Origin of the sequence: Murinocardiopsis flavida (assembly GCF_003014485.1) — a bacterium.
Classification (GTDB): domain Bacteria; phylum Actinomycetota; class Actinomycetes; order Streptosporangiales; family Streptosporangiaceae; genus Murinocardiopsis; species Murinocardiopsis flavida.
The window spans coordinates 241,401-266,568 of sequence record NZ_PYGA01000007.1 but is presented as its reverse complement, the minus strand read 5'-3'; the positions used below and the strand labels follow the sequence as shown (position 1 = coordinate 266,568).

Below are 25,168 nucleotides of genomic sequence, written 5' to 3'. Positions count from 1 at the left end.
GGGTGTTGCCGCGGTCGTTGCATGTGGGTGAGCCGTCGTCGCATGTGGCGTGGGCGGGGGGTGGGGTGCGGTTGTTGAGGGAGGAGGTGGCGTGGACCAAGGCGCAGGGGGAGGGTGTGCGGCGGGCGGGGGTGTCGTCGTTCGGGGTGAGTGGGACGAACGCGCATCTGATCGTGGAGGAGGCCCCTGAGGAGGTGCCGGTCGAGGTGCCGGTTTCGGTTGGGGGTGCGTCGGAGGGGTCTGCCCCGGTGTCGGGGGACGGTTCCGGTGCGGGGCCGGTGGTGGTGGCGTGGGACCGGCTGAGCGCGGTGTCCGGGCAGGAGTCTGCCCCGATCTCAGGGGAGACGTCTGTCCTGATGCCGGTGCCGGTGGTGGTGTCGGGGGCGAGTGGGGCGGGGTTGGAGGCGACCGCGGCCCGGTGGGCCGGGTTCCTCCGCGACCAGGACCAGGGAAATCGTCAGAACCGGCAGGACCGGGCCGATGGGTCTGGTGTGTCGGTGGTGGATGTGGGGGTGACGGCCGGGGCGGGCCGGGCGGGGTTGGAGCATCGGGCGGTGGTGCTGGCCCGCGACACCGCCGAGCTGGCCGGGCTTTTGGAGGAGGTCGCGGCGGGGCGGGAGCCGTCCGGGGTGGTGCGCGGGACCGCAAGCGCGGGCGCAGGCGCGGGTTCGGGCGCAAGCGCGGGTGCTCAGGTGGTGTTTGCGTTTCCGGGTCAGGGGACCCAGTGGGTGGGGATGGGGGCCCGGCTTTTGGCGGAGTCGCCGGTGTTCGCCGCACGCATGGCCGAGTGCGCGGCGGCGTTGGGCCCGTTCGTGGATTTCGATGTGCTCGCGGTGGCCCGGGGGGATGCCGATGCGGCGTCGTTGGAGCGGGTGGAGGTGGTCCAGCCGGTGTCGTGGGCGGTGATGGTCGCCCTGGCCGCCCTGTGGGAGGCGGTGGGGGTCCGGCCCTCGGCGGTGGTGGGGCATTCCCAGGGGGAGGTCGCGGCGGCGTGTGTGGCGGGGGTGCTGTCGCTGGCGGACGGGGCGCGGGTGGTCGCGGAGCGCAGCCGGATCATCGCGGGTTCGCTGGCGGGGGCGGGGGCGATGGCCGCGGTCGCGCTCAGCCCGGAGCAGGTGCAGGAGCGCCTCGACGCCGACGCGGCCGCTGCGGGTTCGGACGCGGGTGCGGATCCGGCGTGGGGTGGGGTGTCGGTGGCGGCGGTGAACGGGCCGTCCTCGGTGGTGGTGTCGGGGGACACCACGGCTGTCGAGAACCTCGTCCGGGAGTGGTCTGCGGAGGGGGTGCGGGTGCGGCGGATCGCGGTGGATTACGCCTCGCATTCGGTCCAGGTGGAGCAGGTCCGCGAGGAGCTGATCGCAGCACTTGAACCCATTGTGCCGGGGGCGGGGCGGGTGCCGTTCTACTCCACGGTGCGCGGTGAGGTGGTGGCGGGCACGGAGTTGGGGGCGCAGTACTGGTACTGGAATCTGCGGTTGCCGGTGGGCTTCGCCGGGGTGGTCGAGCAGTTGGTGTCGGAGGGGCGCGGGGTGGTGGTGGAGGTGAGCGCGCACCCGGTGCTGGGGGTCGGGGTCCAAGAACTGGTGGAAGCCGCCGGGGGTGCGGTGGTGGGGTCGCTGCGCCGCGGCGAAGGGGGCCTGGACCGGTTCCTCGAATCGGTGGGGCGGGTGTTCGTGTGCGGGGTGGGGGTGGACTGGCCGGCGGTATTCACCGGCTCGGGCGGCCAAAGCGCAGCAGGGCTGCCCACGTATGCGTTCCAACGCCAGCGCTACTGGTTGAATCCGGCCCCCGCCCCTGTCGGCGTCGACCACTTCTGGCAGTCGGTGTCGGCTGAGGAGCCCGATGAGCTCGCCGCGCGTATGGGGGTGGACCCCGCTGCGGTGCGGGTGGTGCTGCCCGCATTGGAGAAGATGCGCGAGCAGGATCGGGAGCGGTCGCTGGCGGACGAGTGGCGCTACAAGCTCACGTGGCGGCCGGTCCACGGGCGCAAGGCCGGTGACCTGGTCGGCAGGTGGTTGGTGTTGGTGCCGGAAGGCCTCGCGGAGGACAAGGCGGCGCGCGCCATCATGGACGGATTGCAGGCGCTCGACGGTGTCCCGGTGCAGATCCTGCCGGTTGCCGCCGACAGCAGGGAAGGCCTCGCCGAGGCCATCCGTACCGCTGCCGACGGGGACGGCGACCAGGCCGAGGTGGCCGGGGTCGTGTCCCTGCTCGCGTTGGACGACGACCCCCACCCGGTGCATCCGGGCATGTCCCAAGGCATGGCGGCGACGATCCTCGCGGTGCAGGCGTTGGCGGACGCGGCGGTTTCCGCGCCGTTCTGGCTGGTCACGCGCTGCGGCGTTGTCGTCGAGGAGGCGCATGAGCCGGTGAGTCCCGAGCAGTCCGCACTGTGGGGGCTCGGTGCCGTTCTCGCGCTGGATCAGCCGAGGAGCTGGGGCGGTTTGATCGACATGCCGGCCGACCCCGACGGGTCGGACGTCGGGGAGCTGGTCGCCGCGCTGTCGCAGCCGGGTGAGGACCAGGTGGCCATCCGGCGGGGCGCCACGTGGGCGCGGCGCCTGGAGCGGGCCCCGGTCGGTGCTGCGGGGCCCCCGCAGGGGGAGTGGCGCCCCCACGGCACGGTCCTGGTGACCGGGGGCACCGGCGGGGTCGGCGCGAATGTCGCCCGGTGGCTCGCCCGGGAAGGCGCCGAGCACCTCGTGCTGGTGAGCCGGAGCGGGTCGGCGGCGGCGGGCGTCCAGGAGCTCGTGGCGGAACTGACCGCTTCGGGGGCGCGCGTCAGCGTCGTCGCCTGTGACGTCGCCGACCGAGGGGCGTTGCGGGATGCGGTCGCGGGCGTGGCGGAGTGGTCGGAGCTGACCGGCGTCCTGCACGCCGCCGGTGTCGGCCATGACGGCGTGCCGCTGGGCGAGACCACTCTTGCGGAGTTCTCCGCCGCGACCCGCGCGAAGGTGATGGGCGCGGCCAACCTCGCGGAGCTGCTTGCCGACCACCCTCTCGACGTGTTCTTGATGTTCTCCTCGGGCGCCGCCGTCTGGGGGCAAGGGGGAATGGCGCCCTACGCCGCGGCGAACGCCTACCTGGACGGCCTGGTCTGGCAGCGGCGGGCCAACGGGCTCAACGGCAGCGCCATTGCCTGGGGGGCGTGGGGCGGCGGCGGCATGGTCGACGCCTTCGGCGCGGAGCAGATGGCGAAGTTCGGGATCCGCGTCATGCCGCCCGAGCCGCTCACCACCCTGATCGGCCAGGTCGTGGCGGGCGGCGAGAGCCACCTCGTTGTCGCCGACATCGACTGGCGGCGATTCGCCCCGGTGTTCGCCATGGCGCGGCCGCGCCCGTTGATGACCGGGATCGCCGACTACACCCGGGCGCTGACCGAGTCGGAGCCCTCCGATGACGCGTCCGCCGCCGCCGCGTTCCGCACGGCCCTCGCCGAGATGTCCGAGCCGGACCGGGTGGACGAGCTCACCAGGGTGATCCGGGAGTCCGCTGCCCGGGTCCTCGGTCACACCACCCCCGATTCCATGGGGGCGGGGCAGCACTTCTTGGAAGCGGGCTTCGACTCGCTGACGGCCATGGAGCTGCGCAACAAGCTCAACGCGACAACCGGGGTGCAGGTCCCGACCACGGCCGTCTTCGACCACGCGACCCCTGCGGAGCTGGCCCGGCACCTGGCGGCGGAGTTCGTCGCAGGGAAGCGGGCCCTCGCGGGCGGCGCGGAGGCGCCTGAGGCCCCGACGTCAGGGGAGACGCTGAGCGACCTGCTGCGCGGCGCCATAGCGTCGGGGAAGATCCATGAAGGGCTCGACGTCCTGGAGGTGACGGCGAAGCTGCGGCCGTCCTTCGCCGGGCCGGAGGAGGTCGTGAGCCCGACCGAGCCGGTGCGCCTGGCCTCCGGGCCGAACCTCCCGAGGCTGTACTGCTTCAGTACGCCCATGGTGCTGGGCGGGGCGGCGCAGTTCGCCCGGTTGGCCACCCACTTCCAGGGGGTCCGGGACGTATACGCGCTCCCGGTGCCGGGGTTCGGCCCGGATGAGGCGCTGCCGGAGACGGTCGACGCCGTCGTCCGCACGTGGGCCCAGACCATCACCGCCACCGATGAGCCGTTCGCCCTGCTGGGCTACTGCGCCGGGGGGATGTTCGCGCATGCCGCGGCGACCCTGCTGGAGGAGGCGGGCACGCCCCCCAGCGGCCTGGTGCTCCTCGACGTCTTCCTGCCGGAGACGAGCATCATCGATGATCTCGGGTACCAGCTGGTCGAAGGCATGTTCGCGCGCGAGGAGTCGTTCGGCCCGTTCACTTCGGCGCGGCTTGCGGCCATGGGGCGGTACTACCGCCTCTTCCAGCAGATGCGGCTCGGGGACACCGCCGCGCCCGTCCTGTTCATCCGGCCCGACACCCCGTTGCCGTCGGGGCCCGAAGGGATCCGCTCGCGCGAAGGCAATTGGCGCTCCTCCTGGGCGGAGGCCCATGACCTCAGGGAGGTGCGCGGCGACCACCTGAGCATGCTGGAGGGCGAGTCCGCGTCGATGGCGGGGGCGATCGAACCCTGGCTGAGCGGGCTGGCCCGGCATCCCGAGGGGCGCGGGGACGGCGCACGGTGAACGGTCGGCACAGCGCGACCTGTCGTTGCGGCACCCGGAACCATGCGGTGGGTCGCCGTGGAGGCCGGTGCCGGTTGCCGGAGATCTCGGAGCGGGGGCGCTGATGCGCGTGCTATGTCATCGAGGCCAGCGATTCGAGGTGGCCGACCAGGTCGTTGGGGGTCGGCGCGGACAGTGCTTCCCGGCGCGCCGCTTCGGCGCGTTCGGCGTATTGGGGGTCGCCGATCAGCCCTTTCAGCGCGGAGCGGAGCAAAGCGGCCGATGCGTCGCCGGCGGGCAGGTGGAAGCCCAATCCCTGGGCGGCGACATCAGGTCCGATGCGATGGATGTCGTACAAGGGGTCCGGGACCAGTATTTGAGGTACCGCCTTGACGATGGCGTCGGCGGTGGTTCCCGGCCCGCCGTGGTGGATGATGGCATCGCAGCTGTCGAGCAGGTAGCCGAGTGGAACGTATCCGGCGATCCGGACGTTGGCCGGGACCTTGGGCGCGTCCGGCAGTGCGATGGGGTCGAGGAGGGCGACGACGTCGAGGTCGAGGTCGTGGACGGCCTCGAACAGCATCGACGGGTCGAATGTCATACGGCCACCGAACATCTCCCGCATGGTGTAGCCCATGCTCACGCACGCTCGCGGCCGCTGTTTCCTTCGGGCGCTCAGCCAGGGTGCGATGGCTTTCGGCGAGTTGTGGGGAACATGGCGGACCGGGAGATACTCGTGGCGGACCGGCAACCTGAGCCATGACGGCATCCAGTCGACGGTCCTCTGCCCGAACACCGCATCCTCGGTGAATTCGCAGCCGTATCGCCCGAGCCGTTCGGACATCCATTCCTCGACGGGATCGTCGTCGTTCTGCCGGAGATCGCGCCGCATGTCGAGGTAGAGCTCCCTCATGCGGGCCCAGTGGTCCCGTCCGAGTGTGACTCGGACGTGGGCCGCGCCGGACGCTCGGGCCGCAACAGGCCCTGCGAAGGTGTTGGCGTCCCAGAGCACCAGGTCCGGTCGCCAATCCCGGCTGAATGCGACGAGGTCGTCATACATCGAATCGTCGACGGGGAAGTCCCAGCCTGTCGAGGAGGCGAAGGCCGCCAGGCATCCTCGGACGTATTGGTAGGTCAGAATCTCCGGCCGATCCTCGGCGAGGTCGAATCCCGATCCGTACACGGTCGTCTCGATGGGCGTTGCGGCAAGGCGCTCGGCGAGTCTGGACGCTCTGCCGACGGCCACCGCGGACAATCCGGTGCGTTCCACCGCCCCGAGGAAGTCGGGCGGGGCCGCCACGACCACCTCGTGGCCTGCTGTTTTGAGCGCCCAGGCGAGTGGAGCCATGCGATAGAGATGAGTGCTGGCGGCGATCTGGGTGACAATTACGCGCATAATGCCTCTCCATCAGTGAAGCGAGAGTGCCACATCGCCCCGGACCACCGGTCGTTGTGGTATCAGGGACCGACGACGCTGCGGGGAGATGCCGGATGCGCTGGACCGTCCACTCCGAGACATCGCTGTACACCGACCCCTGGTTGGACATCCGGGTCGCCGATGTGGAGATCACCGGGGGGCGGCGCCTCCAGCACCGGCTGATCCGGTCGGGTGCCGGTGCGGGCGCCGTCGTCATGGACGATCGGCGGCGCGTGCTGCTGGAGTGGCGGCACCGGTTCATCACGGACACCTGGGCCTATGAGATCCCGATCGGCGGGGTCCACGACGGTGAGGACCCCGCGGCTGCGGCGGCCCGTGAGGTCGAAGAGGAGACGGGGTGGCGCCCGGGCGCCCTCCGGCCGCTGCTCTACACCCAGCCGAGCCCGGGGATCAGCGACTCCGAACACCACGTGTTCCTCGCCGACTCCGCCGTGTACGTGGGGCCGGCCGCGGAGGACTGGGAGGCGGAGCGGGTCGAGTGGGTGCCCCTCGGCGCGGTCCCGGAGCTGGTGGCCCGCCGGGACATCGTCGCGGGCACCACGCTGAACGCCCTGCTGTACGTGCTCGCCGACGGCAGCCGACTCTCCAGTGGCCGGCCGACCGCTCGACCGACATGGGAACGCCGCTGAACGACATGCTCCAGTTGCTCGCCGAGCGCCGCGAGACCACGACCGAGTCCTAGGTCCGACCGCAGAGGTCGGGAACGGCCCGGTTGCCGCCGTCGCCTCTGCGGAAGGGGCGATCCGGGTGCGCGCGGTCAGGCCCGGGGCTCGGTCCGCCTGTCAGCGGCGCGGTGCTTCTGCTGATAGGGCGATATCGCTCGGACGGATCGGAGCGCGCGGGAGGCTCAGCCCTGTGGCGTCGCGAATGGCGTTCAGGATCGCCGGGGTGGCGGAAAGGGTGGGGGGTTCTCCGACTCCGTTCAGACCGTACGGGGAGTCGGGATGCGGCAATTCGAGCATGGTGATCGGCATCGGGGGAACGTCGGCGATGGTCGGTATCAGGTAGTCGGTGAATGAGGGGTTTCTTACCCGGCCCTGATCGTCGACCTGGATCTCCTCCATCAGCGCCAGACCGAGGCCCTGCACGCTTCCGCCCTCGATCTGACCCTCGACAGCCTGCGGGTTCATCGCCTTTCCGACGTCCTGCGCGACAGCGAGTTCCACGACCCGCACCAGCCCCAGTTCGGGATCGACGTCGACGACGGCCCGGTGCGCGCAGTAGGCGAACGCGATGTGCGCGTTCCCCTGGCCGGTTTCAGGGTCGATCGCTTCGGTGGGGCGATGGCGGTACTCGAATTCGCCCTCGATCGGGTCGGCCGGGACGAGACGCGCGATGGACACCAGCGGCTCGCCGGTGAAACGGTCGACGACCATGTCATCGCGGAGGGCGAGGTCGGTGGCCGGCCGTCGGGTCTCGCGCGCGGCACGATCCAGTACCTCGGTCGCCACCTGTCGGCACGCTCCCTGCACCGCGCCGCTGGACATCCAGGTCATGCGGGACGCCGAGGCCGATCCGGCGTCTCCGATCCGGGTGTCGGCCGGCAGGACCACGACGTTCGACACTCCGAGCTCGGTACGAGCGATCTGCGACTGAACGGTGGTGATCCCCTGCCCGCATTCGGCCGCCGCGGTGTGGATTGCGACATTGGGCTCACCCGCGGCTTCGGAGAGCGTGACACGGGCGGTCGAGATGTCGTCGACCCCACCGGAGTATCCGATCGCCTTGACGCCGACCGCGTACCCGATCCCCCGGCGGACGTCGGAGGCGCGTGTCGTGTTGCCGCTTCCACCGGGCAACGGGCCGGGGCCGGCGCGGCCGCCGGCTCCGTTGGACACCGGCTTGTCGCGCACGATGCCCAGCAGCTCACCCACCGGGGCGGGGCCGTCGACCTCCTGCCCTGTGGGCAGGACCGTTCCGGTCGTCATCGCGTTCCGCAACCGCAGTTCCAGCGGATCCATCTCCAACGCGGCGGCGAGCCGGTCCATGTTCGACTCGCAGCCGTAGGTCGATTGGACGGCGCCGAACCCCCGCATCGCACCGCACGGAGGGTTGTTGCTGTAGACCGCGAATCCGTCGATCTCGCTGTTCGGAACCGAGTAGGCGCCCGCCGCGAAGTAGGAGGCGTTGGCGATGACGACCGGGGAGGTCGATGCGTACGCCCCGCCATCGAGGAGGAGCCGCGCCTTGACGTAGACCAGCCTGCCGTCTCGTGTGGCGCCGTGTTCGAAACGCATCCGTGCGGGGTGGCGGTGGACGTGGCCGAAGAACGACTCGTGGCGGTTGTAGCTCATCTTCACCGGCCTCCCGAGCGCGAGGGCCAGCATGCAGGCGTGCACATGAATGGACAGGTCCTCGCGGCCCCCGAACGCGCCGCCCACGCCGGCCAGCGTCAACCGCACCTTCTCCGGAGGAAGATCGAGGCAGGGGGCGAGCTGCTCCAGGTCCTTGTGCAACCACTGCGACGCGACGTACAGCTCCACCCCGCCGTCCTCGGTGGGGATCGCGAGCCCGGACTCGGGCCCGAGAAACGCCTGATCCTGCATGCCGAGCTCGTAGTCACCGGACACGACGACCTCCGCCTCCCGCCGCGCCGAGTCCATGTCGCCGTGGCGGATCCGGACGTGGCGGACGAGGTTCCCGTCGGCGTGCACCGGCCGGATCCCGGGTTCGAGCGCAGTGGTCACGTCGGTGACCGGGTCGATCACCTCGTATGCGACATCGATCAGCTTCGCCGCCTGCCGGGCGGTTTCAGGATCGTCCGCGGCGACCAGCGCCACCGGCTCGCCCTCGTAGCGCACGCAGTCGATGGCCAGAACGGGCTGGTCCGCGACCTTCATCCCGTAGGTCTTCGCGCCGGGGACGTCATCGTGGGTGAGGACGGTGTGCACGCCGGGCACCGCCAAGGCCCTGCTCACATCGATCGACCGGATGAGTGCGGCGGCATGCGGACTGCGCAGCGTCGTGGCCCAGACCATGCCCTCGGCCCAGAGATCAGAGGAGTACGCGAACTGCCCGGTCACCTTGAGCGTGCCGTCCGGTCGCACGGCACTGTCCCCCACACCGCCGTGCCGGTCCTGGCGTGGTTCGGCGGTCTGCACCAGGTCGCTCATCGCGCGCTCCGCTGTGCCGAGTGACCCGTCAGCCGCCGGCGGTCGATTTCCAGAAAGGCGAACATGGAATTCCCTCTTTGCTGGGAGAGGCTGAGATTCGGAAAATCCAGGAGAGGGTGAAAATGCTCCTGAACGACGTTCGGTCCGCTCGTGCGACCGCACTGCTGCTACTATTCAACTCGTGTTGAATGGATCGCAAGCGACGTTAGCAACACGAGTTGAATCGGTCAACGCCCATGCTTCGCCGACCTTTGCTCCCTGGTGGGAACCGGCAGTGGCCGCAGGCGGCCAGGGCGCGTCCCGCCGGAGCGCCGATGAGCCGGGCGCTCCCGGCGGAGGTCGGCGGGCGGGGGAATGCGGGGGAAGCGAAGACAACGGGCGCGCGGCAGGACCCGCCACGCCCGATCGGCGCCGACGGGTCGCTAGGGTGAGGGAATGCAGCAGGTAACCCGGCAGGATGTGGCACGACTCGCCGGCACATCCCCGGCCGTGGTCAGCTACGTCCTGAACAACGGGCCGCGTCCGGTAGCCCCCTCCACCCGGATCCGTGTGCAGGACGCCATCGAAACCCTCGGCTACCGGCCCAACCAGCTCGCGCGTGCGCTGCGGTCCCAGCGCAGCAATACGATCGGGCTCGTGGTGCCCGACAGCAGCGAAGCGTTCTTCACCGAACTCGTCCACGCGGTGGAACAGGCCGCCTTCGCAGCAGGATCGCTGGTGCTGCTCGGGAACTCCAGATTCGATCGGCGGCAAGAGCTCAGATACCTGGAGTCACTGGCGAGCATGCAGGTCAGTGGGATTCTTCTCGTGCGTTCCGAATCGGGTGAGTCGGAAACCGAAGGCCGTGATCTCGCCGATCTCGGTGTCCCCGCCGTCTACCTCAACCACCGGGCTCCCCGCGACTCCGGAGCGACATCGGTCCTGCTCGCCAACCACCGTGGTGGGAGTACGCTCACCGAGCACCTCATCGCCCACGGGCACCGCCGAATCGGCTGCCTCACCGGCACCGCGCCGTCCGGCCCGGTTTTCGATCGCGCCGAGGGGTGGGCCGCGGCGATGCGCGCCGCGGCACTGGATCCCTCGTTCGTCCTGCGTACGGGATTGGATCGGCATTCAACGCGCGAACAGGTCAAAGCATGGCTCCAGGGCCCCGAACCGCCTGACGCCATCGTCGCGACAGCCGACGGCCTGGCACTGGACGCGCTGTCCGCGGCTCAGGAGATCGGCCTGCGCGTTCCCGGTGATCTCGCTGTGGTCGGTTTCGGCGGCACAGGGCCGTCCGCGCACAGCTGGCCCCCACTCACGACGATCGGCCACCCTTTCGCCGATTTCGGGCGGCTCGCACTGGAGACTCTGACGTCGGTGCAGAAGCAGGCGCAAAGCGTCCCTGACCACGTCCTCGACGTCGACCTCATCGTCCGCCGGTCCTGCGGCTGCTGACCACGAGATGATCGACATGCTTGTTCTGCCCGCGGCGATCGTCGGAAATCCGCACCGGACAAGGGTGCGCGGCGCCGGCCGCCCGGCCGCGACCCCACCGGGTCCCCTGATTTGCATGTAAAATGAAGGTCCCAAGCCGTCCGATGACCGAGGCGTTCATGTTCCAACCACCGTCGCTTGCGAGCCTGCCGCCTGGGGAGTCGCTCACCGAGCGCACATACGAGGTGCTCAGGAACGCGATCCTGCGCAACCAGTTCCCTCCGGGGACGGCGCTCAGCGTTCCGAGGCTTGCGCGCGAGCTCGACGTCAGCCGCACGCCGGTCCGCGAGGCCGTACAGCGGCTCATCTACGAGGGGCTCGCCACCCATGAGTCGCACCGAGGTGCGCAGGTGAACGTGGTCGACATCGAGGACCTGCGCCAGCTGTACCTGGTGCGCGAGCTGCTCGAAGGACTCGCGGCGCGCCTGGCGACCGAACGCCTCGGAGCGGACGACCTGGTCGAGCTCCGGCGGATCCTGTCCGATCACGAGGACGTACTGGCCGTTGACGGAGACAACTCCGCTCACATCGAACTGGACATGCGGTTCCACCGGAAGCTCCGCGACATCGCCGCCAATGCCCACCTCACCGCGACCCTCGAACCGATCGCCGGTCGCTCCCATCTCGCCCTACACTCACTCTGGCGTACCGACGACGCCCCCCGCCTCGCTCTCAAGGAACACGAGCGGATCGTCGACGCGATGGTGACCGGCGATCCCGAACTCGCCGAGGAGGCCGCACGGCAGCACGTATCGAGGCTGCGGGTCCGGCTGGCCCAGTCGACGCCACGGGCGCAGGGTTCCGCGCAGATCGCCGCGGCCAACGGCAAAGCGGGTGGGGCGCACGGATAGTGTGCGCCCCACCCGCGGGGAGACCGGAGGCGGTGCGCCGGACCGCATCGCGCCCGGTCGGACGGGAGACGTGCTGGCGCGTCGCCCCCTACCGCGCCTCGGCCGCCTCTTCCGCCCAGGCCGAGGGCGTGTACCCGGCATAGTGGTCGGCGTGCGTGTTCGCAGCGGAGACCTGGGGGACGTCGCCGCGCAGGTACGCCTCCGCGGCCGCCTGGTCCTTCAGCGGCGGGGTCGGCGCCAACCCCAGCAGTTTCGCCATGTTGTTGCCGAGGTAGCCTTCGAGGTCGTCCTCTGACAGGTTCAGGCCCTGTGGCGGCTCGTGGCACAGGACCTCGAGTTCACGTGCCCACATCCCCGGCTCGTTCGGCGGAGAGTCGGTGCCGAACACCAGCTTGCTCTTCTTCATCTCCTTGGCGAACTCGACGATCCGCGACTGGAGCAGCCATCCCGACTCGCCGATGACGTTGTGCGAGTCCTGGATCATCCAGAACGCTTCGAAGCAGTAGACGCCACCGGTCTGGATGCCGAAGTGGCCGAGGATGAAGGTGACCCCCGGGAACTCCCTGATGATCGGATAGAACTGCGTGGGGATCGAGTAGGGGCCGTCACCGGTGTGGATGAGCACGATGATGCCGAGCTCGTCGCACACGCGCATGACGGGGCGCAGCCAATCGAGGGCCCGGTCGGGCCGGTACGCGTGCATGTTGGCGTGCAGCTTCAGCATCTTGTAGCCGTACTCGCGCACGTGGAACTCGAGCTCGGCCGCACCGTTCTCCGGGCCGAACCGCGGGTTGTACATGAAGTTCCCGACGAAGCGGTCCGGGTACTGCTGGACCAGTGACGTGACGTAGGCTTGGTAGTCGCGGATCCCCTCGCGTCCCGTGCGGTCGCCGTCGCGCCAGGCGGTGTTTCCGGGCGGCGGCATGATGCAGCTCACGTCGACCCTGCGGGGCTTTCCGTTGATCCAGAACGGGCCGTCCATCATCTTCAGGACGCGCTCTCCGGTGAACGGTTCTCCGGTATGGCGCCATGCTTCGTCGACGAGGTTGGTCGGATGGACATGCGTGTCGATGATCACTGTGACTCTCCTCAGGTTGGTCGTTCAGACGCCCCCGGCCACGCATTGACCGCACCTACGGGCCGCCGATCACATACGGCGACGAGCCGGTCAGCTCGATTGTCAGAGTGCAGCACAGCGCCAGACGCATTGTCAATGAGATTGCATGTTGCATGCAACTAGGTCGACGTTCCTCGGCCGGCCCGCGAAACCGCCCAGTTATCGCTCGAAGCGCAGGTTGATTACCTGCACGGCCATCGATGGTCGATGGTGACTCGGAGCCCAGGGTGACGCCGGGGGTCTTGACAAGGCCGTACCACTGCATATTGCATGTCGTGTGCATAGACGATGGATGACCGCTGAGCGACCTTCCTATCCTCTCGATCTCAACGACGATTTCGCCGATAGCGGGTCAGGTGGCGCGGGACGCGAGGAAGGGCCCCGATCCCCATGGCGGACACCCCTGACGCGCATCAGAGGGATTCTCGTAAGGGTTAGGGAAAATGGTCTGGGACAATTCGCGAAAAGCAAAAGAAACCCCGCCCGACACGCCTGCCTCCGCAGTTGACGAACGCCATTCCGCGGTCCGAACCACATTGTTCGGCCTCCAGCACGTACTGGTCATGTACGCCGGTGTCGTGATCGTCCCCATCGTCGTCGGCTCCGCGCTCGGACTGAGCGACGCCGACATCGCCAAGCTCGTCAGTATCGACCTGGTGCTGGCCGGGATCGGAACCCTGCTCCAGTCGCTGGGCGTGTGGAAGTTCGGGATCCGGATGCCGCTCGTGGTGGGCGCGGCATCGAACGGGATCATCCCGATGGTCCTCGTGGGAGAGAACCACGGGCTGCCGACGGTCTACGGGTCCATTCTCGTCGGAGGTGTCATCTGGATCTTCATGGCACCGCTGTTCGGAATGCTCCTCAAACTGTTCCCGACCGTGGTGACCGGAACCGTCATCGCCCTTATCGGCCTGACCCTCATTCCTGTCGGGCTGCGGATGATCGTCGGCGACGACCCCGAGGACCCCGGCTACGGAAAACTGAGCCACATCGCCCTTGCCGGGTTCACCATCGCGCTGATCGTCGTCTTCCGGCGGCTTCTCAAGGGGGTCGCCGGTCAGCTGTCGATCCTGTTCGCCCTGATCGTCGGCGCGGTCGTCGGGTGGGCGGTGGGCATCGGCGACCTGAGCCACATCGGTGCCGGCCCGGTGATCGGACTGATGGGGCCCATGCACTTCGGCACCCTCCAGTTCCATCTGCCCTCCATCCTGCTCTTCCTGGTCATCATCTTCGTGATCACAGTCGAAGCCTCAGGGCAGGGCGTAGCGGTGGGACAGGTCGTCGGCAAGCGGGTCGGACCGTCCGACATCGCGCGACTGCTCCGGGTGGACGGGTTGATGACCGCGCTGAGCGGACTCTTCAGCGGCTTCGTCTACACGACGTTCGGCCAGAACATCGGGCTCATCGCGCTGACCGGAGTCCGAAGCCGGTTCCCGGTCGCGGTCGGTGGGGTGATTCTGCTCGCCCTGGGGGTGTTCCACCCCGTCGGTGAGGTGTTCGCCTCCTTCCCGAAGCCCGTCATCGGTGCCGCGGCCGTGGTGACCTTCGGGGCCCTCATCGTCACCGGGGTGCAGCTGCTGTCGTCGGTGGACTTCAACCGCCCGAGCAACCTGATGATCGTGATGATCTCGCTGAGTGCCGGACTGATCCCGGCCTACATCCCGGACTTCTACACGCGGATGCCCCACTTGGCCGAGATGTTCCTCGAAAGCGGGGTCGCCACCGGGACCGCACTCGCCGTCACGCTGAACCTCGTCTTCCATGCGGGGCGCCGCCGCGGCGACGGGTCGGCCGCGCCGCCGGGTGAAGGCCGGCCCGGGTCCGGAGAGGAACCCCGAACGGACTGAACGGCCTCCGGTTGCCATCGAGACACGCGAGCCGCGCCTGTGCCACGCCACGGAAGGGTCATCATGACGGACCATCGAATCGCCGACGCCGACCCACCGGGCGCCGTTCGACAACGCCAGCGCCTGGTCGTCGGAATCAGTGGCGCCAGCGCCCCGCACCTCGCCATCCACCTGCTCAGCGCCATCCGGAAACTGGGCAGCGTCGACACGCATCTCGTGATCTCGCGGGCCGCCAAGCGCACCATCGAAATCGAGTCGGGCCGGCGCGCCCGCGAGATCGCCGCCCTCGCGACCGAGTACCACCGGAGCGACGACATCGCCGCCGCCATCGCCTCGGGGTCCTTCCAGACCATGGGGATGGTCGTGGTCCCTTGTTCCATGAAAACGCTGGCCGGTATCGCGCACGGCTTCTCCGATACCCTGCTCACCAGAGCCGCCGATGTGTGCCTCAAGGAGCGGCGCCGCCTCGTCCTCGTCGCCAGGGAGACCCCTTTGAGCCTGGTGCACCTGCGCAACATGGTCGCGGTGACCGAGGCGGGCGCGACGGTGCTGCCTCCGATGCCCGCCTTCTATCACACGCCCGACACGATCGAGGACCTTCTCGACCACTGGAGCGGCAAGGTGCTGGACCAGTTCGGCATCGACCACGACCTCTACCGCCGCTGGGCCGGGGTGCCCGTCCAGCCGGGCACGGTCGGGGGTGCGCAGCGATGAACCGACCCGAATCCTCCTCCCGCCAGGACCCGCACGTGTTCCTCGCGGAGTACCTCGCCACCTACCCGGAGGATGTGCTGGTCGTCGACGAGACGGTACCGTCCGACGAAGGGGTGACCGGGCTCATCTACGAGCTCGCGGCGCGAGGGCGCAGCGAGATGGTGCTCTGCCGCGACGTCGACGGCCTCGGTGTGCCGGTCGTGAGCAACGTCTTCGCGTCCCGGCGACGCGTCGCGCGCATGCTCGGGGTCGGCCCGGCCGATCTGCACTCGGCCTACATGGCGCGCTCCGCCACGCGCCTGAAGCCCAGGCCGGTGGACACCGGGCCGATCCTGTCGGACGTGGCCACCGGCGACGACGTCGACCTCGACACCCTCCCGATGCTGCGCCACTTCGCGTCGGACCGGGCGCCCTACATCACGAGCGGCATCATCGTCGCAGAGGACCCGGACACCGGAACCGGGAACATGAGCTACCACCGGTCGATGGTGCACTCCTCGCGCCGACTGGCCACGAGCCTGCACTCACGCGGCGATCTGTGGCGCATGCTCCAGAAGTACGCCGAACGGGGGAGGCCGATGCCCGTGGCGATGGTCATCGGTGGACACCCGCTGTACATGCTGGCCGCATCGGCCCGGGTCGGCTACGAGGTCGACGAGCGGGAGATCGCCGGCGGGCTCTTCGGGGAACCCTTGGACGTCGTGGCCACCCCCGGGTTCGGCATCAACGTGCCGGCGTGGGCCGACGTGGTACTCGAAGGGACGATCGATCCCACCGCCCACGCCGACGAAGGGCCCTTCGGGGAGTTCTCCGGCTACTCCTCCAACCGCTCGACCAACAACGTGATCGACGTCGCCACCGTGCTGCGGCGCCCGGACCCGGTACTGATCGACGTCGAGGGCGGGAACACCGACGATCACCTGAACCTGGCCCGGATCCCCCGGGAATCGGAAATGGCGGCGCAGCTCAAGGAGCGGTTCCCCGATGTGACCGCCGTCCACTACCCCACATCGGGAACGCACTTCCACTGCTATGTGGCGCTGCGCCAGCGGCGTACCGGCCAGGCGCGCCAGATCATGATGGCCCTGCTCGGCTGGGACCCGTACGTGAAGACGGTGGTCGCCGTCGACGACGACATCGACGTCACCAGCGACACCGATGTCCTCTGGGCACTGGCGACGCACTTCCAACCCCACAGCGACCTCCTGATGGTCGGCGGCCTCCCGGGATCGCCACTCGACCCCTCGTCAGGGAGCGACGGCAGCACGTCCCGGATGGGCTTGGACGCCACGCGCGGGCCCGGATTCGAGGGTCGCCGCATCGAGATCTCCGCCCACGCACGGGAACGGGCGCGGCGGATCCTCGGCTGAGGGACCGCGCACACGTCCTCTCAGCCACGAAACCGCACATCCGCAGCAGACTGGAGCGACCCACCATGGGCAACCACGCCAAGATTCCGGTGACCGTCCTTACCGGATTCCTCGGATCAGGGAAGACAACGCTGGTCAACCGCATCCTCACGGCCGATCACCGGCACCGGATCGCCGTTATCGAGAATGAGTTCGGCGATATCCCGATCGACAACGCGCTGGTCCTCTCCGGTGACGAGGAGATCATCGAGATGAGCAACGGGTGCTGCCTTTGCTGCACGGCCCGCACCGATCTCATCGACATCCTCCGCAGACTCCTGGAGCGTCAGGACCGGTTCGACCGCGTGCTCATCGAGACGAGCGGAATGGCGGACCCCAACCCGGTCGCGCAGACGTTCTTCGTCGACGAGGAGGTCGCGGCGAACTTCGAGTTGGACGGGATCGTCACGATGGTGGACGCACTGCACGTCGATGCGCATATCGACGAGGTGGCCGACAATGGGGTCGGCGCGCACGTCACCGACCAGATCGCCTTCGCCGACCGGGTGATCCTCAACAAGACCGACCTCGTCAGCCCTTCGAAGGCGGATTCGGTCGCAGAGCGGATCAGGCGCGTCAACTCGACCGCCGACATCATCAGGTCCAGTTACGCCGACGTGGACGTGGCGGACGTCCTGGGAATCGGGGCGTTCACCGGCGCGGGCAGGAACGCGGAGGACCCCGACCGGATGGACGGGGGCACGCACCTCCACGACCCGACGCTGGTCTCGGTCGAACTGGAGATCGAGGACGACGTGGACCTTGCGGCGGTCGAGTCATGGGTTGCGGGGCTCCTGCGGGACCGTGATGAGGACGTATACCGCATAAAAGGGCTTCTTTCCCTCGTCGGTGATCCCCGCCGTTTCGTGCTGCAAGGGATCCACAGCATGTTCGAGATCACTCCGGGAACGCCTTGGGGCGGCGATCGGCGCAGCACCCGAGTGGTGTTGATCGGCCGAAACCTCGACCGCGAAGAGCTCTCTCGTGACCTGCGGTCCTGTGCCGCCGGAGTGGCAGCCTTCGGCGACCCCGCGTCGTGCGGTGCGCCTTCGGCCACCGGAACGCTGTGAAGGAGCCGGCCGTTGCCCACGCCCCGCGCCCTGGTCCGCCGCGTCGTCCGCACCCCGGTCCTGCCGGGGCCCCGGGTGCGCCGACTGGTCCAGCTGTACGTCGGTCTCTACCTGTTCGGCCTCGGTGGCGCCCTCCAGATCTCCTCCGGGCTGGGGGCGAACCCCTGGGACGTGCTGCACCAAGGGCTCGCTCGGCAGAGCGGGCTGTCGGTCGGCACGTGGACCATCATCATGAGTGCGGTGGTGATGCTGCTGTGGATCCCGCTGCGCGAGCGCCCGGGGCTGGGCTCGCTGAGCAACGTCGTGGTGGTCGGCCTGTCGGTCGACGCGTCCCTGTGGTGGCTCCCCGAGTTCGACGGCCTCCTCGCCCGGTCCGCGGCCCTGGTGCTGGGCATCGTGGTGCTCGCCGTCGCCACCGGGTGCTACATCGGTGCGCGGCTCGGCCCCGGCCCGCGCGATGGGCTCACGACCGGCCTCGCCGCCCGCGGCTGGTCGGTGCGCGGTGCCCGCACCACGGTCGAGGTCAGCGTCGTGGTGGCGGGGTGGCTGCTCGGCGGCACCGTCGGAGTGGGCACCCTGCTGTTCGCCGCCGCGATCGGGCCGCTGGTGCAGGTGTTCCTGTCGCTGCTGGACGTCCCCGAGAAGGCCGCCCGGCCGTTCGACGGCGAGCATGCCTGAGCTTCGCATTCGATCTCGGTCCGAGTGCCGGTCGTCCAGACGCCCCCGGCCGCGCAGTGATCGCACCTGCGGGCCGCCGGATCTCGCACGGCGACGCGCCGTCCAGCGCGGTGAGTCCGAGTGCGACACAGCGGCGAACGGACTGTCGTTGATATTGCATGTTGTATTCCACTGCGTGCGCCGACGATCGCTCCGACGCGGCGGACGTCGCCCGGCCGGCCGTGCGGCAAGCGGTCGGGGGTCCAGTGCGTAGGCGCTGCACTGGATGTTCACGGAATCGGCGACAGCCACTTGGTCGAGGCCAGTGCGCCCGGGCTGTACCCATGCGGGTCGGGAGAACGGGGCCTGCTGGACCTTTGAGCGACGCGAACGGCTTGACAAGTGCCGAATGGCCAGGATTGCATGTGACATGCAACATAGTCGACCAACACTCTCCCGAACCCGAAAGCCCTCCTGAGTCACCTTGCTGAAACGCGTACTTCACCGACGATGAGCCGGGGCGGTCTTGGCCCGTTCCGGAGGTTGGGGATGCATGTCCGCTATGAATGGCAACCACTGCGACCTGCTGCTGACGGGCGGGACTGTCGTCTCGGTCGATGACGACCGCACGATCTATGATCCCGGCGCTGTCGCGATCACCGGTTCTCGCATCGTGGCCGTCGGTCCCGAACACATGGCGGCCGACTGGCAGGCCGACACGGTGATCTCGTGTCGTGGGCAGGCCGTCCTGCCGGGCCTCGTCGATGGCCACAACCACCTTTTCCAGGCGCTCGCTCGTGGTCTTGGCGAGGGGATGTCGATCGTTCCGTGGCTATGCGAGTTCATGTGGCCCTACTCCATCGCCGTGAACAGAGAGGACGCGCTCGCGGCCGTGCGACTGGCGGCGGCGGAGGCGCTGCGGGCCGGGATCACGACTGTCGTGGACAACCACTACGCACCGACCGACGTCGAGACCACCCTCGCCGTGGCGGACGTCATCGAGGGTTCCGGCCTGCGTGGCGCGGTCGCCCGCGGCGTCGTCGGACAGCCGACGGACATCGCGAAACGGCGCGGGCAGCCGGCGGAACTCTTCCGTTACTCGTCGGCCGACGAGTTGGCGATGACCCGCGAAGCCATGCGGGAGCGCCCGGCCGGATCGAAAGTCGAGGTCTGGCCGGCCCCCCTCAACCTCACCTACATCGACCGCGACCTCGTCCGGGCCTGTGCCGAACTCGCCGCCGAGTTCGGCACACGGTGGCACACGCACTGTTGCGAGGGGAAAGGCGACGCCCCCGGCTTCCTCGACGCCTATGGTGAGCGTCCCGTGCGGTGGCTTGCTGACGAGGGACTGCTCGACCGGGCGACCCTCGCGCACGCGGTCTGGCTCGATGACGAAGAAGTCGAGCGAGTCGGAGCCGCGGGCGCGGGCGTGGCGCACAATCCCTCCTCCAACGCCTATCTCGCCTCCGGCACCCTACGGTTGCGAGACCTGCGCAGGAGCGGCGCCGCGGTGTCGCTGGGCACCGACGGGCCCAGCTGCGGCCACCGCCAGGACCTGTTCGAGGGAATGAAGCAGGCGATCTACGCACAGCGGCTGGCGTCGCTCGACCCCGGCGCGAGCCGTGCGGAGGAGGCCCTCGAACTCGCCACACGGGAGGGCGCACGATACGCGGGCGTTCACGCGGGAGTCCTGGAACCGGGCCGCCTCGCCGACGTCATCGCCGTCGACCTCGGCGGTGTCCACCTGCAACCTCTCCACCGTGTCGTCAGCGCGCTCGTCTATTCAGCGCGCCCTTCCGACGTCGCCCTCTCCGTTGTCGGCGGAGAGGTCGTGTACCAGCACGGCAAATGCCTGCGCGTCAATGAGGACGCCGTTTCCGAAGACGCTCGATCGCATGCGAGCCGGCTGGTGCGGCGGGCCGGGATGACCGACCTTCTCGTCCCCTGGCAGCACTGAACCACGGTCGAAAGAGCGCTTCGCCCGAACACGCGCGAATGATCCGCGCCCCCGTCGCTCCCGGCGACCCACCAATGGTCCAGCCCCTGGAGGACCCATGTCCTTACGGTTCCTACGGCGCCGCGGTTCCGGCTCCGAACCGGACGCGGTCGATTCCGTCCCCCGCCTCAGAGTCTTCGTTCCCCAGAGTGTCCAGCACGTCATCGTCGCCTACACCGGTATGGCCACCGTCCCCCTCGTGATCGGCCTGGGCATCGGCCTGTCCAGCGCACAGATCGCCATGCTGGTCTCGGCCAACGTACTCATCGGTGGCGTGGCCACCCTGGTGCAGACCCTGGGCGTGTTCAACATCGGCGTGCGACTGCCGATCATCATGGGGTCCACGTTCACCGCCATCACGCCCGCGATCCTGGTCGGCCAGCAGGGAGGACTGCCGGCCGTCTTCGGGGCCACCATCGTCGTCGGTCTCATCACATGGCTGGTCGCGCCCTGGTTCAGCAAGATCCTGCGGCTCTTCCCGCCGGTCGTCACCGGCACCACGATCGCCATCATCGGCTTCTCACTGCTGCCCTCGACGGCGTCACTCATCGCCGGCGACGACCCGGCGGACCCCGAGTACGGGTCCCCCGACCGGTTGCTGCTGGCATTGGGCACCGTCGTCCTGTTCCTGCTGCTGGAACGCTTCGCAGGGACGGTGCTCAGCCGGTTCGCGATCCTGATCGCGATCGGGCTCGGTACCGCGGCCGCGCTGCCACTCGGGCTGGCCGACTTCTCCGCGGTCGGGGACGCCGCCTGGTTCGGGATCGTGCGACCGTTCGAGTTCGGCATGCCGACGTTCACGCTCATGGCCATCATCCCGATGCTCTTCGTGCAACTGGTGAACATGATCGAGTCCACTGGGGACACGATCGCCACCGGGCAGGTCGTCGGACGTCACGTCGGCCCACATGAGGTCGCGCGGTCGCTGCGCGCCGACGGGGTGAGCACGGCCTTCGCGGGCGTCTTCAACAGCTTCCCGTTCGTGACCTTCGGCAACAACGTCGGACTCCTGAGTCTCACCCAGGTGACCAGCCGATTCATGGTCGCGGGGGCCGGAGTGATCCTGATCGTCATCGGGTTCATGCCAAAGATCGGCGCTTCGATCGCCAGCCTCCCCGAACCCGTGTTGGGCGCGATCGCCCTCGTCATCTTCGGCACCGTCGGTGCGATCGGGGTGAAGGTCCTGGTCCGAGCCGATATGAGCCGGGCCCGCAATCACCTGATCATCGCCGTCTCCTTCGGTATGGCCCTCCTTCCGGTGGGATCCCCCGATGTGTACGCACAGCTGCCTGACGGGCCGCAGACGCTCCTGAGCAGCGGCATCGCCGTGGGAGGACTCACAGCGTTCGTGCTGAACCTGCTGCTCAACGGAGGTTCCGCCGACGGCGACACGACGACCGGGGGAACGGAGAGAGAGGCGGAACGCGCGGCGGCCCCGGCCTCGGCCGATGACGGTGCCCGGCAGAACCCGGGGGAGTCCGGGGAGCCGCGGGAGACCCCGACCGCCGACCCCGAGCGGAACTGACCGGGTCGCGACCCTGCCGCACACGCACCGCGTGCGGGCCCCACCCCTCGGATCGCCCAGGGTGGTGTTCGCCGGCCGTGCGACACAGCGAAGGGCATGTGCCGGATCACTGCCGGAACATGCCCTTCGCCGGTGAAACGTGGTGGGCGATACTGGTTTCGAACCAGTGACCTCTACCGTGTCAAGGTAGCGCTCTACCCCTGAGCTAATCGCCCGAGTCGATGCTCGGAGGTGGAGACGGGATTTGAACCCGTGTAGACGGCTTTGCAGGCCGCTGCCTCGCCTCTCGGCCACTCCACCGGATCCAGACAAACCGGCCGGGACCGGATTGCGTCTTCCGAGCGGACGACGGGATTCGAACCCGCGACCCTCACCTTGGCAAGGTGATGCTCTACCAGCTGAGCCACGTCCGCGTGCTGCCCGGCCCGTTGCGGGCCGCGCCGACACGTAGAACTTTATCGGAATCTGCTCAGACGGCAAATCCGCGGGGCGCGGCGCCGCTGCCGATATACAGGGGACATGGGATCTCGCAGCGCGCCGCGGCAGCCGATGGCCTGGTCGGAGGCTCGCACCGCCGCGCGCGAGTGCGGCCGCGCGGTCGGCCCGGTGCCCGGCGTCCGGGTCGCCGTCGCGGACGCGGCGGGCGCGGCCCTGGACGCCGAACTCGCCGCCCTGGCTGCGGTCCCCCCGTTCGACGCCGCCGCCATGGACGGTTTCGCCGTCGCCGGCCCGGGGCCGTGGACGCTGTCCGGGCGGCTGCTGGCGGGGGCCGCGCCCGCGCCGTCCCCGCTGGCGCCCGGCCAGGCGGTCGAGATCGCCACCGGCGCGCGCGTGCCGCCCGGGACGGCCGCCGTCCTGCCGTACGAGGACGCCGAGCACGGCAGTGAGAAGGTTCACGGCGAGATCGCCGCGGGCCGCCATATCCGCAGGGCCGGACAGGACGTGGCGCGGGGCGCCTCGGTGCTGCCCGCAGGTTCGGTGGTCACCCCGGCGGTGCTCGGCCTCGCTGCGAGCCTCGGCCACGACACCATCGCTGTGCGCCGACCGCGCGTCGCCGTGCTGGTCACGGGCGACGAGATCGCGGCGAGCGGTGTCCCCGGCGGCGGCCGTGTGCGCGACGCCATCGGTCCGATGCTGCCGGGGTTGGCGGCGTGGGCGGGCGCGGCGGCCGACCCGGTCGTGCGCCTCGGCGACGATCGTGCGGCGCTGGTCGCCGGATTGCAGGCGGCGCTGGACGGGGCGGGCGCCGATGTGGTCGCGGTGTGCGGCTCCTCGTCCAGGGGGCCGGCCGACCACCTGCGTGCGGCGCTCGCCGAGATCGGGGCGGCGGTGCTGGTGGACGGGGTGGCGTGCCGGCCCGGTCATCCGCAGATGCTCGCGCGGGCGCGGCGGCCGGGCGCGGACGACGCCGTCGTCGTGGGCCTGCCGGGCAACCCCTACGCCGCGGTGGGCGCGGCCCTCACCCTGCTGGTGCCCGCGCTGTGCGCCCTGGCAGGACGGCCGGAACCGGGGCCGCCGGGGCCCGAGCGGCTGCCCGTTGCCGGGGAGGTGCCGGTGCACCCGGACGACACCCGGCTGGTCGCCGTCAGCGTGCGGCGGGGCCGCGCCGTCCCGGTCGGGCACGACCGCCCCGGCGCGCTGCTGGGCGCGGCGCTCGCCGACGGGGTGGCGGTCATCCCGCCGGGCTGGACGGGGCCCGACGCGGAGCTGCTCCGCCTGCCCGGGTGATCCGGCGGCGACATCCCGCCGGATCACCCGGGCCGCGCCGCGGCCGGTCCGCCTACCGGCGGGCGGCCGCGGAGTCGGGCTCCGCCGCGGGGTCCTTCTCGCCCCGGTGCGGCGACCCCGCCCCTTGCCCGCGTAGCAGCAGACCCGCCTGCACGGCGGCGTAGGCGACCAGCAGCGCCGCGATGAGGCTGGTCGCGTGCATGCCGTCGGTGAACGCGGCGCGGGCGGTGTCGAGCAGGGCGTCGCCCGATGCCGCGGGGAGTTCACCGGCCGCGGTGACCGCGCCGCCCAGCGTCTCCTTCGCGGCGTCCATGGCGGGCGCGGGGACGCCGGGGACGTGGTCGAGGTGCAGCCGGTACATGGCGGTGAGGACGCTGCCGAGGATCGCCACGCCCATGGCGGCGCCCAGCTCGTAGGCCGTCTCGGAGATCGCGGACGCGGCGCCGGCCCGCGACGGCGGGGCGGCGGTGAGGATCGCGTCGTTGGTGAGGGTGTCGGTGATGCCCACACCGCAGCCGATCACCGCGAAGGCGACCGCGACCAGGACGGCGCCGCCCTCGGTGGGGGCCTGCGTCATGAGCAGGAACCCGGTGGCGGTCATGACCAGGCCGATGACGATGACCGTGCCCATGCTGAGCCGCCGCGCCAGCGCCACGGCCGCGAAGTGCGCGGCGACGGAGAGGCCGAGCCCGGGGAGCAGCAGCAGCCCGGCGCGCAGCGGGCTGATGCCCTGCACGATCTGCAAGTACTGGGTCAGGAAGAACAGCGACGAGACCATCGCGAAGATGACCATGAAGTTGGTGGCGACGCCGACGCTGAACGCGCGGATCTTGAACAGCCGCACGTCGATCATCGGATCGGCGAGGCGGAGCTGGCGCCGGACGAACAGGTAGCCCAGCAGCAGGCCCACCGCGATGGCGGCGACCGGCACGGGGGCGAGCCCGTACTCGGCGATCTTCTTCACGCCGTAGACCACCGGCAGCATCGCCAGCAGCGAGAGGGCCGCGCTGGGCAGGTCGTAGCGGCCCGGGCTGGGGTCGCGCGACTCGGCGACCAGCAGCGGGGTGAGGACCAGGATGAGCGCCATGACGGGCAGGTTGATCAGGAAGACCGAACCCCAGTGGAAGTGCTCCAGCAGCCAGCCGCCCACGATCGGGCCGAGCGCCGACCCCGCCGAGAACATCGACGCCCAGGTGGCGATGGCGACGAGCCGCTGGCGCGGGTCGAGGAAGATGTTGCGCAGCAGCGACAGCGTCGACGGCATGAGGGTGGCGCCGGCGAGCCCGAGGAGGGCGCGCGCGGCGATCAGCACCTCGGCGCTCTGGGCGTACGCCGCGAGCAGGGACGCCAGGCCGAAGCCCGCCGATCCGATCAGGAGCAGCCGGCGCCGGCCGACGCGGTCGCCGAGTGTGCCCATGGTCACCAGCAGCCCGGCGAGCACGAACGAGTAGATGTCGACGATCCAGAGCAGTTCGGCGCTGGAGGGCGCCAGCTCCTCGCTCAGGTAGGGAACGGCGAAGCCGAGCACCGTCATGTCGACGGAGATCAGCAGTACGGGCAGGGCGAGTACGGCGAGAGCGGCCCATTCGCGCGGCCCCGCCAGGGGCGCTGCGCTGTCGTGGCTCGCCCCGGTCACCG

16 protein-coding genes and 3 tRNA genes are annotated in these 25,168 nt (G+C 69.8%); 12 read left to right on the top strand and 7 right to left on the bottom strand.

All coding sequences use genetic code 11. From position 1 onward, the window contains the following. Positions 1–74: 74 nt before the first annotated feature. Entirely contained in the window at positions 75–4,607 is a 4,533-nt protein-coding gene (locus CLV63_RS12650; protein WP_146165554.1) for an SDR family NAD(P)-dependent oxidoreductase, read from the top strand. Positions 4,608–4,719: 112 nt separating this feature from the next. On the opposite strand, the gene CLV63_RS12645 is transcribed toward CLV63_RS12650, so the two are convergent. After that, positions 4,720–5,982, bottom strand: coding sequence for a nucleotide disphospho-sugar-binding domain-containing protein (locus CLV63_RS12645; protein WP_106583161.1), 1,263 nt, complete (start codon positions 5,980–5,982; stop codon positions 4,720–4,722). Positions 5,983–6,077: 95 nt separating this feature from the next. Between CLV63_RS12645 and CLV63_RS12640 the strand changes: the two genes are divergently transcribed. Next, positions 6,078–6,653 carry an NUDIX domain-containing protein gene (locus CLV63_RS12640; protein WP_106583160.1) on the top strand — a complete coding sequence of 192 codons (576 nt, stop codon included), beginning with the start codon at positions 6,078–6,080 and terminating at the stop codon, positions 6,651–6,653. A 153-nt stretch (positions 6,654–6,806) separates the two neighbouring features. Here the strand turns inward: CLV63_RS12640 and pucD are convergent, their stop codons facing one another. Next, positions 6,807–9,137: a xanthine dehydrogenase subunit D gene (pucD, locus tag CLV63_RS12635; RefSeq protein ID WP_106583159.1), complete on the bottom strand. Its 2,331-nt coding sequence runs from the start codon at positions 9,135–9,137 to the stop codon at positions 6,807–6,809. A gap of 435 nt (positions 9,138–9,572) precedes the next feature. On the opposite strand from pucD, the gene CLV63_RS12630 reads away from it, so the two are divergent. Continuing rightward, entirely contained in the window at positions 9,573–10,577 is a 1,005-nt protein-coding gene (locus CLV63_RS12630) for a LacI family DNA-binding transcriptional regulator (RefSeq protein WP_106583158.1), read from the top strand. Between the two features lie 143 nt (positions 10,578–10,720). Further along, on the top strand, positions 10,721–11,467 hold the full coding sequence (locus CLV63_RS12625) for a GntR family transcriptional regulator (protein ID WP_170134213.1): 747 nt from the start codon (positions 10,721–10,723) through the stop codon (positions 11,465–11,467). Between the two features lie 88 nt (positions 11,468–11,555). Here the strand turns inward: CLV63_RS12625 and CLV63_RS12620 are convergent, their stop codons facing one another. Further along, a complete protein-coding gene (locus tag CLV63_RS12620) occupies positions 11,556–12,545 on the bottom strand; it encodes an amidohydrolase family protein (RefSeq protein ID WP_106583156.1) in 990 nt (329 codons plus the stop codon). A gap of 575 nt (positions 12,546–13,120) precedes the next feature. Between CLV63_RS12620 and CLV63_RS12615 the strand changes: the two genes are divergently transcribed. The 7 genes from CLV63_RS12615 to CLV63_RS12585 all read left to right on the top strand — a co-directional run bounded on the left by CLV63_RS12615 (position 13,121) and on the right by CLV63_RS12585 (position 21,802). Next, complete coding sequence (locus CLV63_RS12615) at positions 13,121–14,431, top strand: nucleobase:cation symporter-2 family protein (protein WP_170134212.1); 1,311 nt, start codon at positions 13,121–13,123, stop codon at positions 14,429–14,431. 63 nt (positions 14,432–14,494) lie between these two features. Beyond that, on the top strand, positions 14,495–15,145 hold the full coding sequence (locus CLV63_RS12610) for a UbiX family flavin prenyltransferase (RefSeq protein WP_106583154.1): 651 nt from the start codon (positions 14,495–14,497) through the stop codon (positions 15,143–15,145). Continuing rightward, a complete protein-coding gene (locus CLV63_RS12605) occupies positions 15,142–16,515 on the top strand; it encodes a UbiD family decarboxylase (RefSeq protein WP_106583153.1) in 1,374 nt (457 codons plus the stop codon). The genes CLV63_RS12610 and CLV63_RS12605 overlap by 4 nt, the downstream gene beginning before the upstream one ends. A 65-nt stretch (positions 16,516–16,580) precedes the next feature. Continuing rightward, positions 16,581–17,624, top strand: a complete 1,044-nt coding sequence (locus CLV63_RS12600; protein ID WP_106583152.1) for a CobW family GTP-binding protein — start codon at positions 16,581–16,583, stop codon at positions 17,622–17,624. Positions 17,625–17,636: 12 nt separating this feature from the next. Continuing rightward, a complete protein-coding gene (gene yczE / locus CLV63_RS12595) occupies positions 17,637–18,302 on the top strand; it encodes a membrane protein YczE (RefSeq protein ID WP_106583151.1) in 666 nt (221 codons plus the stop codon). 541 nt (positions 18,303–18,843) lie between these two features. Next, on the top strand, positions 18,844–20,238 hold the full coding sequence (locus tag CLV63_RS12590) for an amidohydrolase family protein (protein WP_245928760.1): 1,395 nt from the start codon (positions 18,844–18,846) through the stop codon (positions 20,236–20,238). Positions 20,239–20,335: 97 nt separating this feature from the next. Continuing rightward, positions 20,336–21,802, top strand: a complete 1,467-nt coding sequence (locus CLV63_RS12585) for a nucleobase:cation symporter-2 family protein (RefSeq protein WP_106583149.1) — start codon at positions 20,336–20,338, stop codon at positions 21,800–21,802. Between the two features lie 140 nt (positions 21,803–21,942). Here the strand turns inward: CLV63_RS12585 and CLV63_RS12580 are convergent. From CLV63_RS12580 to CLV63_RS12570, 3 genes are all read right to left on the bottom strand, one after another. Then, positions 21,943–22,017 (bottom strand) — tRNA-Val (locus CLV63_RS12580). Positions 22,018–22,031: 14 nt separating this feature from the next. Continuing rightward, positions 22,032–22,102, bottom strand: a tRNA-Cys gene (locus tag CLV63_RS12575). Between the two features lie 40 nt (positions 22,103–22,142). After that, positions 22,143–22,215, bottom strand: a tRNA-Gly gene (locus CLV63_RS12570). 106 nt (positions 22,216–22,321) lie between these two features. On the opposite strand from CLV63_RS12570, the gene CLV63_RS12565 reads away from it, so the two are divergent. Next, positions 22,322–23,530, top strand: coding sequence for a molybdopterin molybdotransferase MoeA (locus CLV63_RS12565; protein ID WP_106583148.1), 1,209 nt, complete (start codon positions 22,322–22,324; stop codon positions 23,528–23,530). A gap of 52 nt (positions 23,531–23,582) precedes the next feature. Here CLV63_RS12565 and CLV63_RS12560 read toward each other — a convergent pair whose 3' ends face one another. Continuing rightward, a complete protein-coding gene (locus CLV63_RS12560; protein WP_394339763.1) occupies positions 23,583–25,166 on the bottom strand; it encodes an MFS transporter in 1,584 nt (527 codons plus the stop codon). Between the last annotated feature and the right edge of the window lie 2 nt (positions 25,167–25,168).